This window comes from Nitrososphaerota archaeon (assembly GCA_016872055.1).
Classification (GTDB): Archaea; Thermoproteota; Nitrososphaeria; order Nitrososphaerales; family Nitrosopumilaceae; genus Nitrosotenuis.
Genome location: VHBH01000001.1, coordinates 241,559 through 256,542, shown reverse-complemented (window position 1 = coordinate 256,542; position 14,984 = coordinate 241,559). Strand labels below are relative to the sequence as shown.

The following is a 14,984-nucleotide window of genomic DNA, read 5'->3' as shown; positions in this document are numbered from 1 at the left end:
AGTTCATTCTGCCTACTGTTTAAATCTAGACTCGGCCTAATGGTATCATGGGAACTCAGCTAGCTGCAGCACGTCGTGGTGTTATAACAGACGAAATGAAACAAGTGGCAAAAGACGAGGGAGTAACTCCAGAGTGGCTACGTTCTAGAATGGCAACCGGCTCGATTATCATTCCTGCAAATAATGTTCGACCGCAAAAAGTACACCGAGTCGGAATCGGCAAAGGCCTCAAGACCAAGGTCAACGTAAACATTGGCACATCTACACTAAAAGTTAATCTAAACGAGGAAATTGAAAAGGCGCAAATGGCAGTAAAGCACCATGCTGATACTATCATGGATCTGTCAGATGGTGGAGACGTTGGAGCAATTAGGCGCGCTTTGCTAGAGGCCGCACCAATCACATTTGGTACGGTGCCAATTTACGAGGCATACAACCATGGGGTTGAAAAGCACAAAAACCCACTAGATATCACCGAGGATGATTTTCTAAATGCGTTTGAGAACAATGCAAAAGACGGCGTAGACTACACCACAATACACTCTGGCATAACAAAGGAAATCGCCAAGAGAATACTCAAGGTTCAGCGATATGGGGGAGTTGTGAGCAAGGGCGGAACAATCACTGCCGCCTGGATGCTAAAATACGACAAGGAAAATCCATACATTACTCATTATGATTATCTGATGGAACTTGCAAAAAAATATGACGTGACGTTTAGCCTTGGCGACGCACTGCGACCGGGATCAATTTTGGATTCACATGACGAGCTACAGGTGCAGGAAATGATAAACATCTCAAGGCTGACAAAGCAAGCGCACGAGCAAGACGTTCAGGTAATGGTTGAAGGCCCAGGACATGTTCCGCTAAACGAGGTTGCAGCAAACGTCAGGCTTGCAAAATCACTTATTGGAGATGTTCCGTATTATGTGCTGGGACCATTGGTTACAGATATCGCATCTGGCTATGACCATATCTCCAGTGCAATAGGTGCCGCAATTGCCGCAAGTGAGGGAGTCGACCTCTTGTGCTATCTGACTCCTGCAGAACACCTTGCATTGCCAAATGCACAAGAAGTTCGGCAGGGATTGATTGCTTACCGAATTGCAGCACATGCGGGAGACCTAGTAAAGCTGCGCGACAAGGCAATCATATGGGACACAAAGATGACAGAAGCAAGAAGAACCCTTGATTGGGAAAAACAAATCGCCCTGTCCATTGATCCTGAAGAGGCAGCTAGAATACACAACAGGACAGGCCAGCATACTGGCAACAACGTCCCCTGTACAATGTGTGGCGGGGCATGCGTCTATTTGATGCTGCCACAGCAAAGAAAGTACGTCAAAGAAAACGAAAACCTACAGCAAGTTGAGTAGGACTTCATCCAGGTTTGGCACTGTCTCATACTGGTTTATCTCGTTGGGATTAATCCACTTATAGGATGAGTTTTCCCAGTTTAGCTGGACCTCCGTAGTCTCCATTTTAAACAAGAACGGAAAGATGTGCCACTGGTGGTTTGGATATTGTGGAGATGATACTGTCATGTCCTTTCCTGCCTTGAGAAGCTCTATTGATTCTGGTTTTGCGCCAATTTCTTCGAAAATCTCTATCTTTGCTCGATGTAGTGGTTCCTCTCCACACTCTATTATTCCGCTTACTGCGCCCCACAACCCTTTCATGGATTTTACGTGGTTGCTTCGTTTTAGGATGAGGATTTTTTCCTGCGATACCACAAAGGATGTTACTATTTTTGTAGAACGCATCACTTTTCGATTGCGTTGATCATTGTATTTAGTTTCTTGTAGGACTCTTCAAGGTTCGAGTTCTTTGCCAAGTTTTCCTGAACTGTTCTAATGTATGTGTTTATTTCCTCTGACTTTCCCTCCTGAATAGCAGTCAGTAGTCTTCCAACGTCCTTCCAGAATTCCTCCGCGGCTCTTCTGATTTCTGGATTTGATATTATTGTTTCAATCAGCTCAGTTGATTCCGTCATGATGCTTTCTGAGAGAATCTTTTGAATCTTGAATGTGGTGCCGGACATGCGCTCTGTCAGGGAAATCTTGTCATCCTTGGATAGAATATTTGCAAATGCCAGATTCACAAGGTGTGTTAGGCCGAGTATGATTGCTATTTTTTTGTCGTGCTCTATTGCATCTATCGTGACAAAGTTTGCGCCCTCAAAGAGTGATTTTACAAGTGCAAGCTCTTTTTTTGCATCCTTGATTGGAATAGATATGATATTCTGCCCCTTGATCTTTTTTGCGCCTGGGCCAAACATTGGGTGAATGCAAACTGGGTTTATCTTTGATGGAATTTTCAATAATGCGGCTGCTGTCTTTGCCTTTTGCGATGTTATCTCTATAAGAAATGATTCTCGCTTCATCTCCTTTGCAATCAGTCTGATTATCTCTGGTGTGCGTCTCGTTGGTGTGCATAATAGTACCAAGTCGGCGTTGAGAACTGCACCGACTAAAGATGTCGCCTTTTTGACTGACTTGTCAGTGATTGGTGCCTCCGAATCAAAACCGATTACCTCGTAGCCAATTGATGCAAAATACTTGGTAAACCATTGGCCCATCTTACCACCTGCGCCCAAAACAGTGATGCTTTTTTTCATCTATTATTCCTCAGAACCTCATGTAATATCATCATTCCCTTCTTTAGGCTGCCTATGTCCTGACATGCAGATATCCTGATGAATCCCTTGTAATCGCCAAACCCGTCCCCAGGTGCTACGGCAACACCATGGTCTAAAAGTTTGTTGGTGAACTCTAGCCCATCAAATCCAGGCTTATCTATTTTGGCAAAAAGGTACATTGCGCCGTCTGGATTGACAAACTGCAAACCCATTTTCTTTGCCTCATCTAACAGTACATTGATTTTTGATTTTACTATCATTGCGTTCTGTGTAGTATCTGTTTCTAGTGCTTTTAGTGCCGCATACTGGATTGGCTCTGCGACATTTGTAATGCATAACGCTTGAAGCTTAACCATTTTTTCAATTATTTTTGGATCCGTGACGGTGTAGCCGATTCTCAGGCCTGTCATTGCGTGTGATTTTGAAAATGACTGTATCACAATTGACTTTGGATAATTGTTTGATAGAATCGACTTCCATTCTGAAAACGCATATTCGGAATAAATCTCGTCAGATAAAACATACAGATCTCGCCTTTTTGCCAGCTCCATGATCTGGTCCTGCAATTTTGGCGAGAGCACCTTACCTGTAGGGTTGTTTGGATAATTCAGGACTATCATCTTTGTGTTAGGGTTGACGGTGTTTTCTATTTCGGAAATGGATGGTTCCCAGTTGTTCTCTAGTGTGGTTGCTATTGTCCTGACCTTTACTCCGGCGTTTGCTGCGCAGTCTCGGTATGCAGGCCATGCGGGTTCTATTACAATGATCTCATCGCCTGGGTTTAACAGAGTAGAGATTGCCGAAAATACTGAAAATCTTCCGCCTGGTGAAACTAGGATGTTTTCAGTTTTGATTTGAGCGCCAAATTTTTTAGTACAATATTTCGCCAGTGCCTCTCGCAGTTCTGGCATGCCGAGTGCCGGACCATACCTTACTAGGCCCTTATCGTATGCTTCGGCTAGTGCGGATTTTACTATTGGCGATGGCATAAAGTCCGGCTCGCCCACCTCCATGTGGATTATCTTCTTGCCTTGCTGCTCAAGTGTCTTTGCCTTGAGAAATATTGTCAGGTGCGTTTGTTTTCCGTCTAACTGGACTTTTACCGACTCGTTTAGGAGGAAATTTAGGAATTTTATACCAATGGACTCGTCCAGCCCTATTTCGTTGCAGAGATTTATGACCTCCACACGAAGTTGTCCTTCTCTTCCTTCATCAAATACATGTAGTCCGGAGCTTTTTTTGATCTCGCCTATCTGCTTTGCTACGTCGGTTCGCTCCTTGAACAGCTTGAGCATTTGCATTGTGATTTCGTCTATTTTGCTTCGGAGCTGGTCAATGTTTGACATTTTCTATAAAACCGGCTTGATGAATCCGCCGATGAGCGCATGATCAGCTAATACCAATGACACCAGCGAGTCCACCACTGGGGGAGCCCTTGGGACAACACATGGGTCGTGCCTTCCCTGCACTTGCAGTAATGCCGGCTTTTTTGTCTTGATGTCTATTGTTGATTGTTTTTTTGCAATCGATGATGCGGGCTTGAATGCCACTCTCATTGTAATTGGCATTCCGGTGGACAGTCCACCTAGGATTCCCCCTGCATTGTTTGTCTTGGTGTATACCCTGCCTTTTTTTGAAATGTATGGGTCATTGTTTCGTGAACCGTATAATTCTGAACCTGCAAAGCCTGATCCAAACTCAACTCCCTTGACAGATGGAATTGAGTAGATTGCCTTTGCAATGTCTGATTCTAGTGAACTAAATATGGGCTCGCCGAGGCCCACTGGGAGATTTGTTGTTGTGGATTCGATGATTCCGCCAAGCGAGTCGCCGCTTTTTCTTGCAGATAAAATTGCTACTCGCATTTTTTCCGCAGTCTTTGGGTTTGGGCATCGGACCTCGTTTTGGTAAATCACATTTTTCATTTTAGAGTCGAACTTTTCGCTCATGGAGATTTTTCCAATTTTTACCGTATAGGAATTGGTTTCAACGCCAAGTGATACTTTGAGCAGCTTTCTTGCAATTGCACCACCCATCACATGCGTGGCAGTGAGTCTTCCTGAGAACCTGCCGCCACCACGATGGTCGTTATATTGGTTATATTTTATAAGCGCCGGATAGTCAGAGTGGCCCGGCCTCATCTTTGTTATCAAGTTGTCATAATCGCGAGAATGCTGGTCCTTATTCCAAATTATCATTGCAATGGGGGCACCTGTAGTATGGCCGCGGAAAACGCCTGAGAGAACTTCAACAATATCACCTTCCTTTCGCTGTGTCGATACTAGGGACTGTCCTGGCTTTCTTTGGTCAAGCATTTTTTGAATATCTTTTTCTTCCAGTTCCAGGCCTGCTGGACATCCATCAAGAACAGCTCCTATGCATCTACCGTGACTTTCACCAAAACTAGTGAGTACTAGTCTCTGACCAATAGAGCTGCCCGCCATTAGTAAAAAATTAGCATCTGATGCTTATAACCTATATCGTTGCAATTTTTGCTCCGACTCGATTCATATCTGCAACAAAGCTTGGATATGACACATCAACTGATTCTGGGTCTGATACTGTGCACCCTCCAACATACATGCCGGCAATGCAAAACGCCATGAACAATCTATGGTCGTCTTCTGAATTTAGCTCAGCTCCCCTTAGTATTGTTGGCGGGTTGATTATCATGCCATCTTCTTTTTCTATTATTTCTAGGCCTAGTTTTTTTAACTCCCTGACAAGAATTGCTATTCTGTCAGTTTCTTTGTATCTTGCATGCTTTACATTGTATAGTTCCAGTGGTGTTTCGCATTTTAGTCCAAGGATTGCCAGTGGCGGCAACAGGTCTGGAGTGTTGGATAGATCAAACCTTCCACCTGAAAGCCTTTCTGGGCATTTTACCTTAATTGCATTATTGTTAAGTGAGACGTCCGCGCCCATTTTGCTCAAAATGTCAATTATTGCCTCATCACCCTGTGCCAACTCCCCAATTGAAACATTGACTGTTAGCTTTTCCCCTACCATGGCGGCAGCCGACAATAACAATGCGACACTGGAAAAGTCAGACGGAATTGAAATTGTGGCATGCTTGTATTCCTGAGGAGCAATGTGGTATTTTTTGTACGGAGTAATTACTTCTACTTCGACGTCGAACTTTTTCATTGTGAATATTGTGGCATCCAAGTATGGCTTTGATACCATCTCTGATGAAATGTTGATTGTAATTCCGTTTTCTGTCAGTGGCGATGCAATGAATAATGCAGATATGAATTGGCTTGATATGTTTCCCGGAATTGATATTTTGCCTCCCTTGATGCTGCCGGATATTTCTATTGGGGGCCTGCCATCATTTGATTTGCATTTTGCGCCAAGCGATTCCAGCGCATCAAGTAACGGCTTCATAGGTCTCTTGACAAGGGACTCATCACCGGTAAGTGTTGTGTTGGCATCGCGCAGAGCAGAAATTGCTGACGCTATTCGTATGGTGGTTCCAGAATTTGATGCATCAAGTGTTAGATCTTCTTTTTTAAATTTTGATATTCCTTTTATCTTGAGGTTGCTGCCTGCTTCTGTGATTTCTGCTCCAAGCTGCCTGCAGATCTCTATTGTTGCGTTTGTGTCCCTTGACCTTAGGACGTTTTTGACTAAGCTCTTTCCGTTTACCAATGATGCCAAAAAGATTGCCCGATGCGTGTAACTCTTGTTCGGGGGACACGACATAGTCCCACCGAGCCTTGACTGCTCTACCTTACACTTCATGAACTTCGGCCCGCCGGTTGTTGATTTCTGCTAGCATGATTGCCCCCTCATGCTCTGAGAAGACCTTTTTTATTTTTGGTGCATTGCTTTTTTTTACTATTGCTGCAATGGATGGCCCGTTTCCTGACACCGATGCCCCAAGTGCACCGTTTTCAATCAATAAGGAGATTATTTTTGGATCAGAGTTTAGGACAGCAGATGTTGCATATCCGTTTAGGGTCATTGCATTCCAATAGTCGCCGTTTTTTGCAAAATTCCACGCTCGCTCAAATATGGTATCAAGCACCTTGAGCTGCTTTACATTTCCTCGCTTTCTTGACTTTGGTACAAACACTACTGCGACAAGATTTGCCGGCGTCTTGTCTGATCTTATTATCTTACGGGCCTTGTTGTCTGTGACCTGGATTCCGCCAAAATAACACGCAGATGCATCGTCGTATGCGCCAGTCATGCTCACCTTTGTGGCAAGCGATGCGTCAATGCCTGCGTTTAGGACTTGGGAATCCGTGTAATTTGAATTGAATAATTTGTGGCATGCAAGCGATATCACAGATGAAATTGCGCTGGAGCTTTTGAGGCCATATCCTGTCGGAATTTCTGATTGGAGTGCGATTGTTATCTTGTTTTTTTCCAGCTGTTTTTTTGGCACTACAAGTTCGATTACCTTGTTTACAAGACGCGAGCTGGTGTTTTTGTTGTATAGCTGTAAATCAATTCCTCTTCCTTCAGATGTGGATACTATCGCTTCTACTTTTGCCGTTATCCCAAGTGTTGCACCCTTCCATGTGGCAATTGCATTTACCAGCGAAATTGCGCCGTTTACTGTTGCCTTTACCTTCATCTAAAATCCTCCAAGTAAGACCTTTTTCATTGCATCGTATGGAGCCTGGACTTTGTGCCATATTTGAAATGCTAGGACAGCTTGTGCTAGGAGCATCTCATATCCGTAGATTATTGTAGCGGAATTTTTCTTTGACTGCTGGATCAGGTCTGTGTTCATTGGCATGTATATGATGTCATATACGACGTGATTTGCGTTTATTGCACCTGTGGGGATGGGGCTTGACTCGTTTTTTAGTCCGATTGAGGTTGCGTTTATGACAAACTTGTATTTTGAGACATCAATATTTTGCAGTGTGATATAATCAGAATCTATACCGAGGTTGGATGCAAATTCTGATAGGGCTTGCGCGTTTTGTAATGTTCTGTTTGAAATGGTGATTTTTTTTGCCTTTTCCTTTGCAAAGCCTGCAACTATTGCTCTAGCAGCACCACCTGAACCTAGTACCAAGACTGACTCTCCGGAAATCCCAATATTTCTTTTCTTGATTGGCTCTAGGAATCCATCGATGTCTGTGTTGTAGCCTGTGAGCTTTCCGTTGTCATTGGATACTGTGTTTGTTGCGCCAATCATCCTGCATTCCGGACTTGTATCATCCAGATACTGCATCATCTCTATTTTATGAGGAATGGTAACATTGAATCCAACAATTTTAATTTGGCGCAATGACTCGGTTCCCTCTTTAAGCTCGCCCCTTGGAATTCTGTATGCGATATAGGTGCAGTCCAGGTTTAGCGCCTTGAATGCAGCATTGTGAATGCTAGGTGACAGCGAATGCTCTATTGGATCTCCTATCACTGCGAATGTTTTGACCATTGTTATTTCTGCAGGGATTGCAGCGATTTAATCTCATCTAAGCTGAACTGGCCAGGTGCCACCGGTTTGCCAATTGAGACGTAGGTGTATAGGGCACCTAAATGCAGACACAAAATTCTTGATATTCTGCCATGATCACCCATTGCAAATGCGATTAGGCCCGCGCTTTGTTTTTTGTACAGCGACAGCACCGTTGCGGCATCCTTGATTGACTTTGCAGTAGTTACTATCTTGATGTGTTTAGAGACCTTTTTCATTTTTTGATATCTTTGGTGTAGTATTGCAGCAGATGGAGTTCCATGAAAATCGTGCCATGACACCAAAATCTGTGTCTTTGTTTTTTTGATGTAATCTACTAGATCCTTACTAGCTGTAGAAAATTCCAAATCCACAAAATAAGGGTTGTATTCTGCGATTAATTTTAGAATGGAGATGCGCTCTTTTTCTGTACCCTGGAATCTTCCACCCTGGCTTTTTGGGCGCAGAGTAAAGACGCATTGTTTGTGGTATTTTTTTGTGATCTCCAGCGCTCTGGGGATGTCTTTTGGGGCAAGAAAATCAAATCGAATCTCGGCATAGTCAGATTTTTGCAGCGCGCCTTTGAGCATGGATAATACCTTGACTGGTCTAGTCTCTGCGATGCTAACACATGTCTTGTATGCCATTTATTTTTCTAAAATGTATTCGTCTGCCACTTCCATTCCAAAGTGCCTGCCTGTTGCACTCTTTGCATGCACAAGAACGGTGTCGCCCTTTTTGAGGTGAGTAACAGAGACTAGGTTTCCGCCCGGCCTTACAAATCGGATTGTCTCTGCATCCTGAGCTATAATTCCACCTATCTCGTCTCCTATTTCGGCTTTTATCATTAGCATTGGACGTCGCTCAATTTTAGAGCGACCTACGGTTGCACGTCTTGCCTTGCCATGAGAGTTAATCACCAACACCTCAGCACCGGTCTCTAGTTCTGAGAGATATTTCGTGGTTCCGTCAGGAGATATTGTATAACAGTGGACAGCTCCCGCATTAACTCTGAACGGCCTAGGTGATGTAAATGAAGAACCGACTGACTCGTTATGGACTAGAAACAGGAAATTCGATCTAGAGCCAATCAGCATTCCCTCTCCTTTGTGAAGCATTGATGCGGTATCTATGCATACTCGCTCACCGTCTCCTACTTCTTTGATTTCGATTATCTTTGCCTCTACCATTTCAAATGTTGATGTACCAAGATACACCATTGCCTCTTTTACTTCGGATATTGTACTTGCTTCGAATATTACTCCGTCCACTCCAATCTCTAAAATGGAAAACATTTTGCGCACTTCCTCAGGTGTCCTTGCAAGAGCAAAGATTTCAGTATGGATTTTGTGCAATTTTGCGATGATATTTTCCAGCGGAATTATTTTCCAGTCTACCACCTCAATTATAACAAAGTCTAGGCCTTTTTTTGCCTCGGAAAATATCTTTTCAATGTCACTGTTTGATAGTACCTTGAATTTTTTACCTGCTTTTTTGCCCTTGGGTTTTTGAGCGTCTTTTTCCAATACTACGAGATTTGCAGCAGAAGAAGGATAGATTGAGGCAAGCTTTGACTTTGGCGGGATTGCCTTGGGTTCGGCGTATACGACTCTGACTCCCTCTGATTCTAGGCTTGATAGAAATTTGGATAATCCGGACTTGCCTACCTTTGGCAAGATGATTAGCTCTCTATTTTTTTGCAATTCTTTTTGCTGCTTCTTTTGCAGTTTCCTTTCTGAAAATGATTCCAGCCAGAGCGTCGACTATTTTGTCTGGGTTTTTGTGTGCAAAAATGTTACGGCCGTATGTTACGCCCTTGGCTCCAGCCTTAATTGCATCCTCTGTCATTTGGAGTACATCCTCGTCTGTCTTGGCTTTTGGCCCGCCTGCAATTACAATCGGCACTGGTGTACTTTTGACTATTTTTGCAAACGAATCGATATCGCCAGTGTATAGTGTTTTTACAATGTCTGCCCCAAGCTCTGCGCCAATTCTTGCTACGTGGCCCACAATTTCTGGGTCGTGTGGATTTTTAACATTCTCACCTCTCGGGTACATCATTGCTAACAATGGCATGTTCCACTTGTGGCACTCCGATGCAGTCATTCCTAATTGTTCTAGCATTTCTGGCTCTTCCTTTCCTCCAACATTGATGTGGAGTGATACTCCGTCTGCTCCCAGTCTGAGTGCTTCCTCTACGGTTCCAGATAACATCTTTCGATTTGGCGACATGGAAAGTGACGTACTAGATGAATAATGCACTAGAATTCCTATTCTTGCTGGCTTTGGTAATGTCTTGAGAATTCCTTTATTGATTATAACGCTGGTCAAACCCTTTGTCTCGCATTGTGCTATTATTCTTGCTGGACTTTCTAGGCCTTCAATTGGGCCACTTGATATTCCGTGATCCATTGGAATGCAAAGCATCTTGCCTTTTCGCAAAATTCTGTCCATTCTTATTTGCAGGCCTGAGACCATGGCGGATCTCGTCTGGCTGCCCTAAATAAAAATAGCGTGGTGATAATTTGCTGCTCAGCCTAGTCAGGAATAAATAACATTGTCCGGCCACCAAAGGCACTTGAGCCAGATAACGGAGCAGATTCATTCTAGTCAGATAAGCGACATTTTAGAAAATTCATTGCGTGGTGCTCGACCCACAAAATCCGATATTTTACGTCTGCTAAAATCTGACGATGTGCACCTGATGGGTCTAGTTGCAGGAAATCTGACCAACAAAAGATTTGGCAAAAAGGCCTCGTTTGTAAATAATATAATTCTCAATTACACTAACGTTTGCGTTACGGACTGCAAGTTTTGCGCGTTTTACCGCTCGCCGGGTGATGCGGAATCGTATACTTTGTCTCTTGAGCAGATTGAGACGCGAGTAAAGACTGCATGGGATATGTTTGGAATACGCCAAGTATTGATCCAAGGTGGACATAATCCGAACCTTGGCATTGAATACTATGAGGATGCGTTTAGGATGATGAGGACAAAGTTCCCACAGGTCGGCGTACATGGACTGTCTGCATCTGAAATTGACATGATTGCAAGAATAGAAAAGACATCTACAATGGAGGTGCTATCAAGACTAAAAGAGTCTGGCTTGCAGTCGGTTCCAGGTGCAGGGGCTGAAATCCTATCTGATGCTGTCAAAGACGTAATTAGTCCAAAGAAAATCTCTTCTGCCGACTGGCTGAGAATAATGGAAGAATCGCATAAAATTGGATTGCCTGCATCAGCCACAATGATGTATGGCCATGTAGAGTCTCAGGAAGACGTCGCAAATCATTTTGATAAAATCATACAACTTCAACAAAAAACTGGCGGCTTTATGGCGTTTATTCCATGGAACTTTGAGCCAAACAACACACTGATGCAAAGGGAAAATCTGGTCACATTTGGAGTTGGTGGAATGCAACTACTAAAAATGATTGCAATTTCTCGACTGGTCTTTGATGGACTGATTAATCACATCCAATCTTCATGGCTTACAAACGGAGTCGGAATGGCACAAATCGCACTGCAATATGGTGCAGATGACTTTGGAGGAACACTGATTGGCGAAGAAGTTGTATCGTGCACTGGTGCACGCTCTACGGAGCTTACCGGCCAGAAAATTATCGATGCAATCCACCAAATTGGATATGCTGCAGAAGAACGAGATAATTTCTATAATCTAGTCAAGATGCACTAGGCATTACCAATAGTTTTTCTAAAAAATTACATAATTTTATTACTTTCAGTACACGATATTCCACCGTTGCCATCACCAAACGGGTAGACACGGCTGGATGAGACTAATTTTCTCAAGTGGTCTGTCTCGTATTATGTAGCACAGAATAGAAAATATCTCAAATACCGTAGCTAGACCACTTGGAATCAACTAGATTCTTGGTTGACTCATCGACTGCGACCTTTTCCTGGATTTCTCTAGTGAATCCTTCTTCACGGGTCTTTTGTGTTGCATCAATTCCTAGTTTGGAGCCAAAATTCACCAAAGGTGATGCTGGGTCTAGTGTGTCAGTTGGGGTGTTGTTAATAATAACACAGTCGCGCGCTGCATCTGCACGGGTTGTGATTGCCCAGATTACGTCATTGAAATCGTGGACATTGATGTCATCATCCACTACAATGAACATTTTTGTTACTGTAAGCTGTCCGGTGCCCCATAACCCCATCATGACTTTTTTTGCCTGCCCTGGATAACGCTTTTTGATTGATATGATTGCCATTCCTTGGAACCATCCTGCAGCTGGCATTGCAAAGTCTACCACTTCAGGATGGAACATGCGGATTAGTGGCAGAAATGATCTTTCAATTACTTTGCCGACATGGGCGTCTTCTAAAATTGGCTTGCCAACTATGGTAGTCAAGTACACTGGCTTTTGTCTTCTCATTATTCCAGTTAGGGTAAATGTTGGATATGGTTCAACTGGCGTGTAATACCCGGTGTGGTCACCAAATGGTCCCTCGTCTCGAATATCTGATGGGTCGACATATCCTTCTAGGATGATCTCTGCATTTGCGGGAACTTCCAAATCTTGCGTCTTGCATTGTACGGTCTTGATTCCCTTTTTTCGAGTAATACCTGCAAAGAGATACTTATCCAACCCTTCCGGCACAGGAGCAATTGCAGAAAACACAGTTGCCGGCTCTGCCCCAATAATGATTGCAGCTGGAATTTTTTGCCCCCTTTCTTTTGAAATGTCTCCATGATGTGCTCCGCGTTTGTGCTTTTGCCAGTGCATCATAGCATGGGTATCATCTATAATTTGCATCCTGTACACTCCAAGATTTCTAACGCCTGTCTCCGGGTGCTTTGTTGCGATTAATCCAAGCGTGATGAATCTTCCTGCATCCTTGTGCCAGGTTTTCAAAATTGGAATCTTACTAAATGAAGGACTTTGCTCTATCACTTCAGTTACCGGGCCGGACTTTTCTAATTTTGGGAATACCTCACCCATCTTGGATAATTCTGGAAGCTTTTTGATCTTGTTGAGAAATCCTGATGGTACCTCCATCTTTGTCATGTCAACTATTCTCTGACCAATCTCGGTGAAGTCGTCCATTTCAAGGCCGATTTGTAGTCGCTTTATTGAGCCAAAAGCATTTGCCAACACCGGCATGTCATAGCCCTTTACATTCTCAAATAGTACTGCGGGGCCGTTTGCATACATTACACGCCTTAGGATTTCTGCAATCTCCAAATCGGAATCGACCTGCGTCTTTACTCGCTTTAACTGATCTGCTTTTTCTAATGCTGATATGAGTTCTGAGACGTCTTCGATTGGCAATGTGTTTGGGTTTATGTAAATGTTGTATAAAGCTTGACTGGGCGACAAAGGCATTTTAATCAGCATCATTGGATTGAATCAAATTGAGTGAGCAAAAATGTCCCGTCTGCAAGGGCAAGGGAACAATAGAACTGCTTGGAACACAGTGCCCATTTTGCAACGGCTCAGGAGAACATACAAAATCTGCTGAGAGCTACCTCAAATCCCACATCTGCCAGTGCATATTTCTGGACAGAAAGACGTGCCCGGTCTGCGGAAAAAGATGCCACCATGATACTCCTAACAAGCCAAAGATAATGGTCGGCCCAGTCTAGGTTATTGGATTGGCGGAAGCTCGCTTTTCCTTCCATGTCCGCCGGAGCCGAACTTGCAGTAAAAGCAAAGATCAGACTGCATGTGGGTGAGCTTTTCCAGCTGGATTGCGCCGACTTTGAGTGCGATTTTTGTCAATAGTTTGTACTTGAATGGCATAGATGGTATGACTTCTTCAATGTAGACTTTGTAGTGTTCTGGGCAGAACTTGAGTGTGACCTTAGTTGGCTCTTTGCTTGTCTGGTTTACAGTCTTTGCAAAGTTGATCTGCTCTCTGATATATTCGTGCTTTGGACACGGACAGTCCTTTCCTCCTGGGTGCTTGTATGCCGGAGTGTTTTTCCAGTCAAAGTCTGGATACTCTTTTTCAAAATCGTCCAACAGAGCATATACCTTGACGCTGGTATTAAATTTGATCCACTTTTTCATCAGATTTGCCCGCCTGAGATTTACCCAAATGTAAATAAACCCCGCAACGGGCACCAAAGTTACATGTCTAGTGTTAAATCCACTAAAAAAGACTTAGAAGCAAAAATTGCAGAATTAGAAGAAAAGCTTGCAAAATTGGCTAATCAAATAGAATCAGCACCAAAACCACAAGTAACTACACCACCACCAGCACCAAAACCACAAGTTCAAACACCACCACCAGCACCAAAACCAGCACCAGCGCCAACAACAAAACCGCAAGGAACTCTGCCAGCAGGTTTCAAACCAGCTCCGGCACCAGCTCCAGCACCAAAACCACAAGTTCAAACACCACCACCAGCACCAAAGCCAGAGGGAGAAGTAGTCCCAGCTTGGGAGCAATGGAGAAGCGCACCAACATCGGACTTCCACTCGTACAGAGCAAAGGTAACTGGATACTCTCCAGCAGGAAACCGATACTTTGCAAGCAAGCACGTTGTACAAGCAAGCGTTCCAACATCCGACTGGAACCTACAAAAGGCAAAGGTAACAGGATACACTCAACCATCCAACAAGTACTTTGCAACACGAGAAAAACTCGCATACCATCCTAGAACAAAATACTTTGCAGGATACGGTATACAATCAACAGCAACTGGTTCTGCACAAACACAGACGGCTCCACCGCCAGCGCCGAAGAAGAATACTTCTCGTGGCTCTCTACCAAAAGGCTTCTAAAAAATTCCATATTTTCTTACATATTTTTTGAATAAATTCTATGTTGAATAGATCGGTGCCCAAGTCTGGAATTGCGGATTTTTGGCTTTATTGTTGCAAAATTATGCGGTTTGGCAAAAAATGTTCTAAATTGTTTTGACAACGGGGAACAAAATGTAAATAAACTATTATG

The 14,984-nt window shown here is 43.6% G+C and carries 16 protein-coding genes; 4 read left to right on the top strand and 12 right to left on the bottom strand.

Annotated features, from left to right (window positions below):
- Positions 1 to 47: 47 nt before the first annotated feature.
- Positions 48 to 1,376 (top strand): phosphomethylpyrimidine synthase ThiC, encoded by a 1,329-nt coding sequence (thiC, locus tag FJ354_01440; GenBank protein MBM3905334.1) that lies wholly within the window; start codon positions 48 to 50, stop codon positions 1,374 to 1,376.
- Here the strand turns inward: thiC and FJ354_01435 are convergent.
- From FJ354_01435 to FJ354_01390, 10 genes are read right to left on the bottom strand one after another with little or no spacing between them, the layout of a single operon-like run.
- Positions 1,359 to 1,763 (bottom strand): NUDIX domain-containing protein, encoded by a 405-nt coding sequence (locus FJ354_01435; protein ID MBM3905333.1) that lies wholly within the window; start codon positions 1,761 to 1,763, stop codon positions 1,359 to 1,361. The two genes, thiC and FJ354_01435, sit on opposite strands and share 18 nt — an antisense overlap.
- Positions 1,763 to 2,617 (bottom strand): prephenate dehydrogenase/arogenate dehydrogenase family protein, encoded by an 855-nt coding sequence (locus FJ354_01430; GenBank protein MBM3905332.1) that lies wholly within the window; start codon positions 2,615 to 2,617, stop codon positions 1,763 to 1,765. Before FJ354_01430 ends, FJ354_01435 begins: the two co-directional genes overlap by 1 nt.
- A complete protein-coding gene (locus tag FJ354_01425; GenBank protein MBM3905331.1) occupies positions 2,614 to 3,954 on the bottom strand; it encodes an aminotransferase class I/II-fold pyridoxal phosphate-dependent enzyme in 1,341 nt (446 codons plus the stop codon). The genes FJ354_01430 and FJ354_01425 overlap by 4 nt, the downstream gene beginning before the upstream one ends.
- 33 nt (positions 3,955 to 3,987) lie before the next feature.
- Positions 3,988 to 5,082 (bottom strand): chorismate synthase, encoded by a 1,095-nt coding sequence (gene aroC / locus FJ354_01420; protein ID MBM3905330.1) that lies wholly within the window; start codon positions 5,080 to 5,082, stop codon positions 3,988 to 3,990.
- Positions 5,083 to 5,113: 31 nt separating this feature from the next.
- On the bottom strand, positions 5,114 to 6,382 hold the full coding sequence (gene aroA, locus FJ354_01415) for a 3-phosphoshikimate 1-carboxyvinyltransferase (protein ID MBM3905329.1): 1,269 nt from the start codon (positions 6,380 to 6,382) through the stop codon (positions 5,114 to 5,116).
- Positions 6,372 to 7,223, bottom strand: coding sequence for a shikimate kinase (locus tag FJ354_01410; GenBank protein ID MBM3905328.1), 852 nt, complete (start codon positions 7,221 to 7,223; stop codon positions 6,372 to 6,374). The genes aroA and FJ354_01410 overlap by 11 nt, the downstream gene beginning before the upstream one ends.
- A complete protein-coding gene (gene aroE / locus FJ354_01405) occupies positions 7,224 to 8,039 on the bottom strand; it encodes a shikimate dehydrogenase (GenBank protein MBM3905327.1) in 816 nt (271 codons plus the stop codon).
- A gap of 2 nt (positions 8,040 to 8,041) precedes the next feature.
- Positions 8,042 to 8,704: a type I 3-dehydroquinate dehydratase gene (aroD, locus tag FJ354_01400; protein ID MBM3905326.1), complete on the bottom strand. Its 663-nt coding sequence runs from the start codon at positions 8,702 to 8,704 to the stop codon at positions 8,042 to 8,044.
- Positions 8,705 to 9,760: a 3-dehydroquinate synthase gene (locus FJ354_01395; GenBank protein ID MBM3905325.1), complete on the bottom strand. Its 1,056-nt coding sequence runs from the start codon at positions 9,758 to 9,760 to the stop codon at positions 8,705 to 8,707. It lies immediately after the preceding gene.
- Positions 9,747 to 10,535, bottom strand: a complete 789-nt coding sequence (locus FJ354_01390; protein ID MBM3905324.1) for a fructose-bisphosphate aldolase — start codon at positions 10,533 to 10,535, stop codon at positions 9,747 to 9,749. Before FJ354_01390 ends, FJ354_01395 begins: the two co-directional genes overlap by 14 nt.
- Positions 10,536 to 10,635: 100 nt before the next feature.
- On the opposite strand from FJ354_01390, the gene mqnC reads away from it, so the two are divergent.
- The gene (gene mqnC, locus FJ354_01385) at positions 10,636 to 11,754 is read left to right on the top strand and encodes a dehypoxanthine futalosine cyclase (GenBank protein MBM3905323.1); all 1,119 of its coding nucleotides are present in this window, start codon (positions 10,636 to 10,638) and stop codon (positions 11,752 to 11,754) included.
- A gap of 157 nt (positions 11,755 to 11,911) precedes the next feature.
- Here mqnC and FJ354_01380 read toward each other — a convergent pair whose 3' ends face one another.
- Positions 11,912 to 13,354: a menaquinone biosynthesis decarboxylase gene (locus tag FJ354_01380; GenBank protein ID MBM3905322.1), complete on the bottom strand. Its 1,443-nt coding sequence runs from the start codon at positions 13,352 to 13,354 to the stop codon at positions 11,912 to 11,914.
- Positions 13,355 to 13,437: 83 nt separating this feature from the next.
- Here FJ354_01380 and FJ354_01375 point away from each other — a divergent pair, with 83 nt between their 5' ends.
- Complete coding sequence (locus FJ354_01375) at positions 13,438 to 13,668, top strand: hypothetical protein (protein MBM3905321.1); 231 nt, start codon at positions 13,438 to 13,440, stop codon at positions 13,666 to 13,668.
- Between the two features lies 1 nt (position 13,669).
- Here FJ354_01375 and FJ354_01370 read toward each other — a convergent pair whose 3' ends face one another.
- A complete protein-coding gene (locus tag FJ354_01370) occupies positions 13,670 to 14,047 on the bottom strand; it encodes a hypothetical protein (GenBank protein MBM3905320.1) in 378 nt (125 codons plus the stop codon).
- A gap of 111 nt (positions 14,048 to 14,158) precedes the next feature.
- Here FJ354_01370 and FJ354_01365 point away from each other — a divergent pair, with 111 nt between their 5' ends.
- Complete coding sequence (locus FJ354_01365; GenBank protein ID MBM3905319.1) at positions 14,159 to 14,812, top strand: trans-sialidase; 654 nt, start codon at positions 14,159 to 14,161, stop codon at positions 14,810 to 14,812.
- The last annotated feature ends 172 nt before the right edge of the window (positions 14,813 to 14,984 follow it).

Bases quoted from the DNA above. Each gene is read 5' to 3' on its own strand.
- FJ354_01390 (MBM3905324.1), bottom strand. From the start codon at position 10,535: ATGGTCTCAGGCCTGCAAATAAGAATGGACAGAATTTTGCGAAAAGGC.
- aroA (MBM3905329.1), bottom strand. From the start codon at position 6,382: ATGAAGTGTAAGGTAGAGCAGTCAAGGCTCGGTGGGACTATGTCGTGT.
- FJ354_01430 (MBM3905332.1), bottom strand. From the start codon at position 2,617: ATGAAAAAAAGCATCACTGTTTTGGGCGCAGGTGGTAAGATGGGCCAA.
- thiC (MBM3905334.1), top strand. From the start codon at position 48: ATGGGAACTCAGCTAGCTGCAGCACGTCGTGGTGTTATAACAGACGAA.
- aroC (MBM3905330.1), bottom strand. From the start codon at position 5,082: ATGGCGGGCAGCTCTATTGGTCAGAGACTAGTACTCACTAGTTTTGGT.
- FJ354_01435 (MBM3905333.1), bottom strand. From the start codon at position 1,763: ATGCGTTCTACAAAAATAGTAACATCCTTTGTGGTATCGCAGGAAAAA.
- FJ354_01365 (MBM3905319.1), top strand. From the start codon at position 14,159: ATGTCTAGTGTTAAATCCACTAAAAAAGACTTAGAAGCAAAAATTGCA.
- FJ354_01410 (MBM3905328.1), bottom strand. From the start codon at position 7,223: ATGAAGGTAAAGGCAACAGTAAACGGCGCAATTTCGCTGGTAAATGCA.
- aroD (MBM3905326.1), bottom strand. From the start codon at position 8,704: ATGGCATACAAGACATGTGTTAGCATCGCAGAGACTAGACCAGTCAAG.
- aroE (MBM3905327.1), bottom strand. From the start codon at position 8,039: ATGGTCAAAACATTCGCAGTGATAGGAGATCCAATAGAGCATTCGCTG.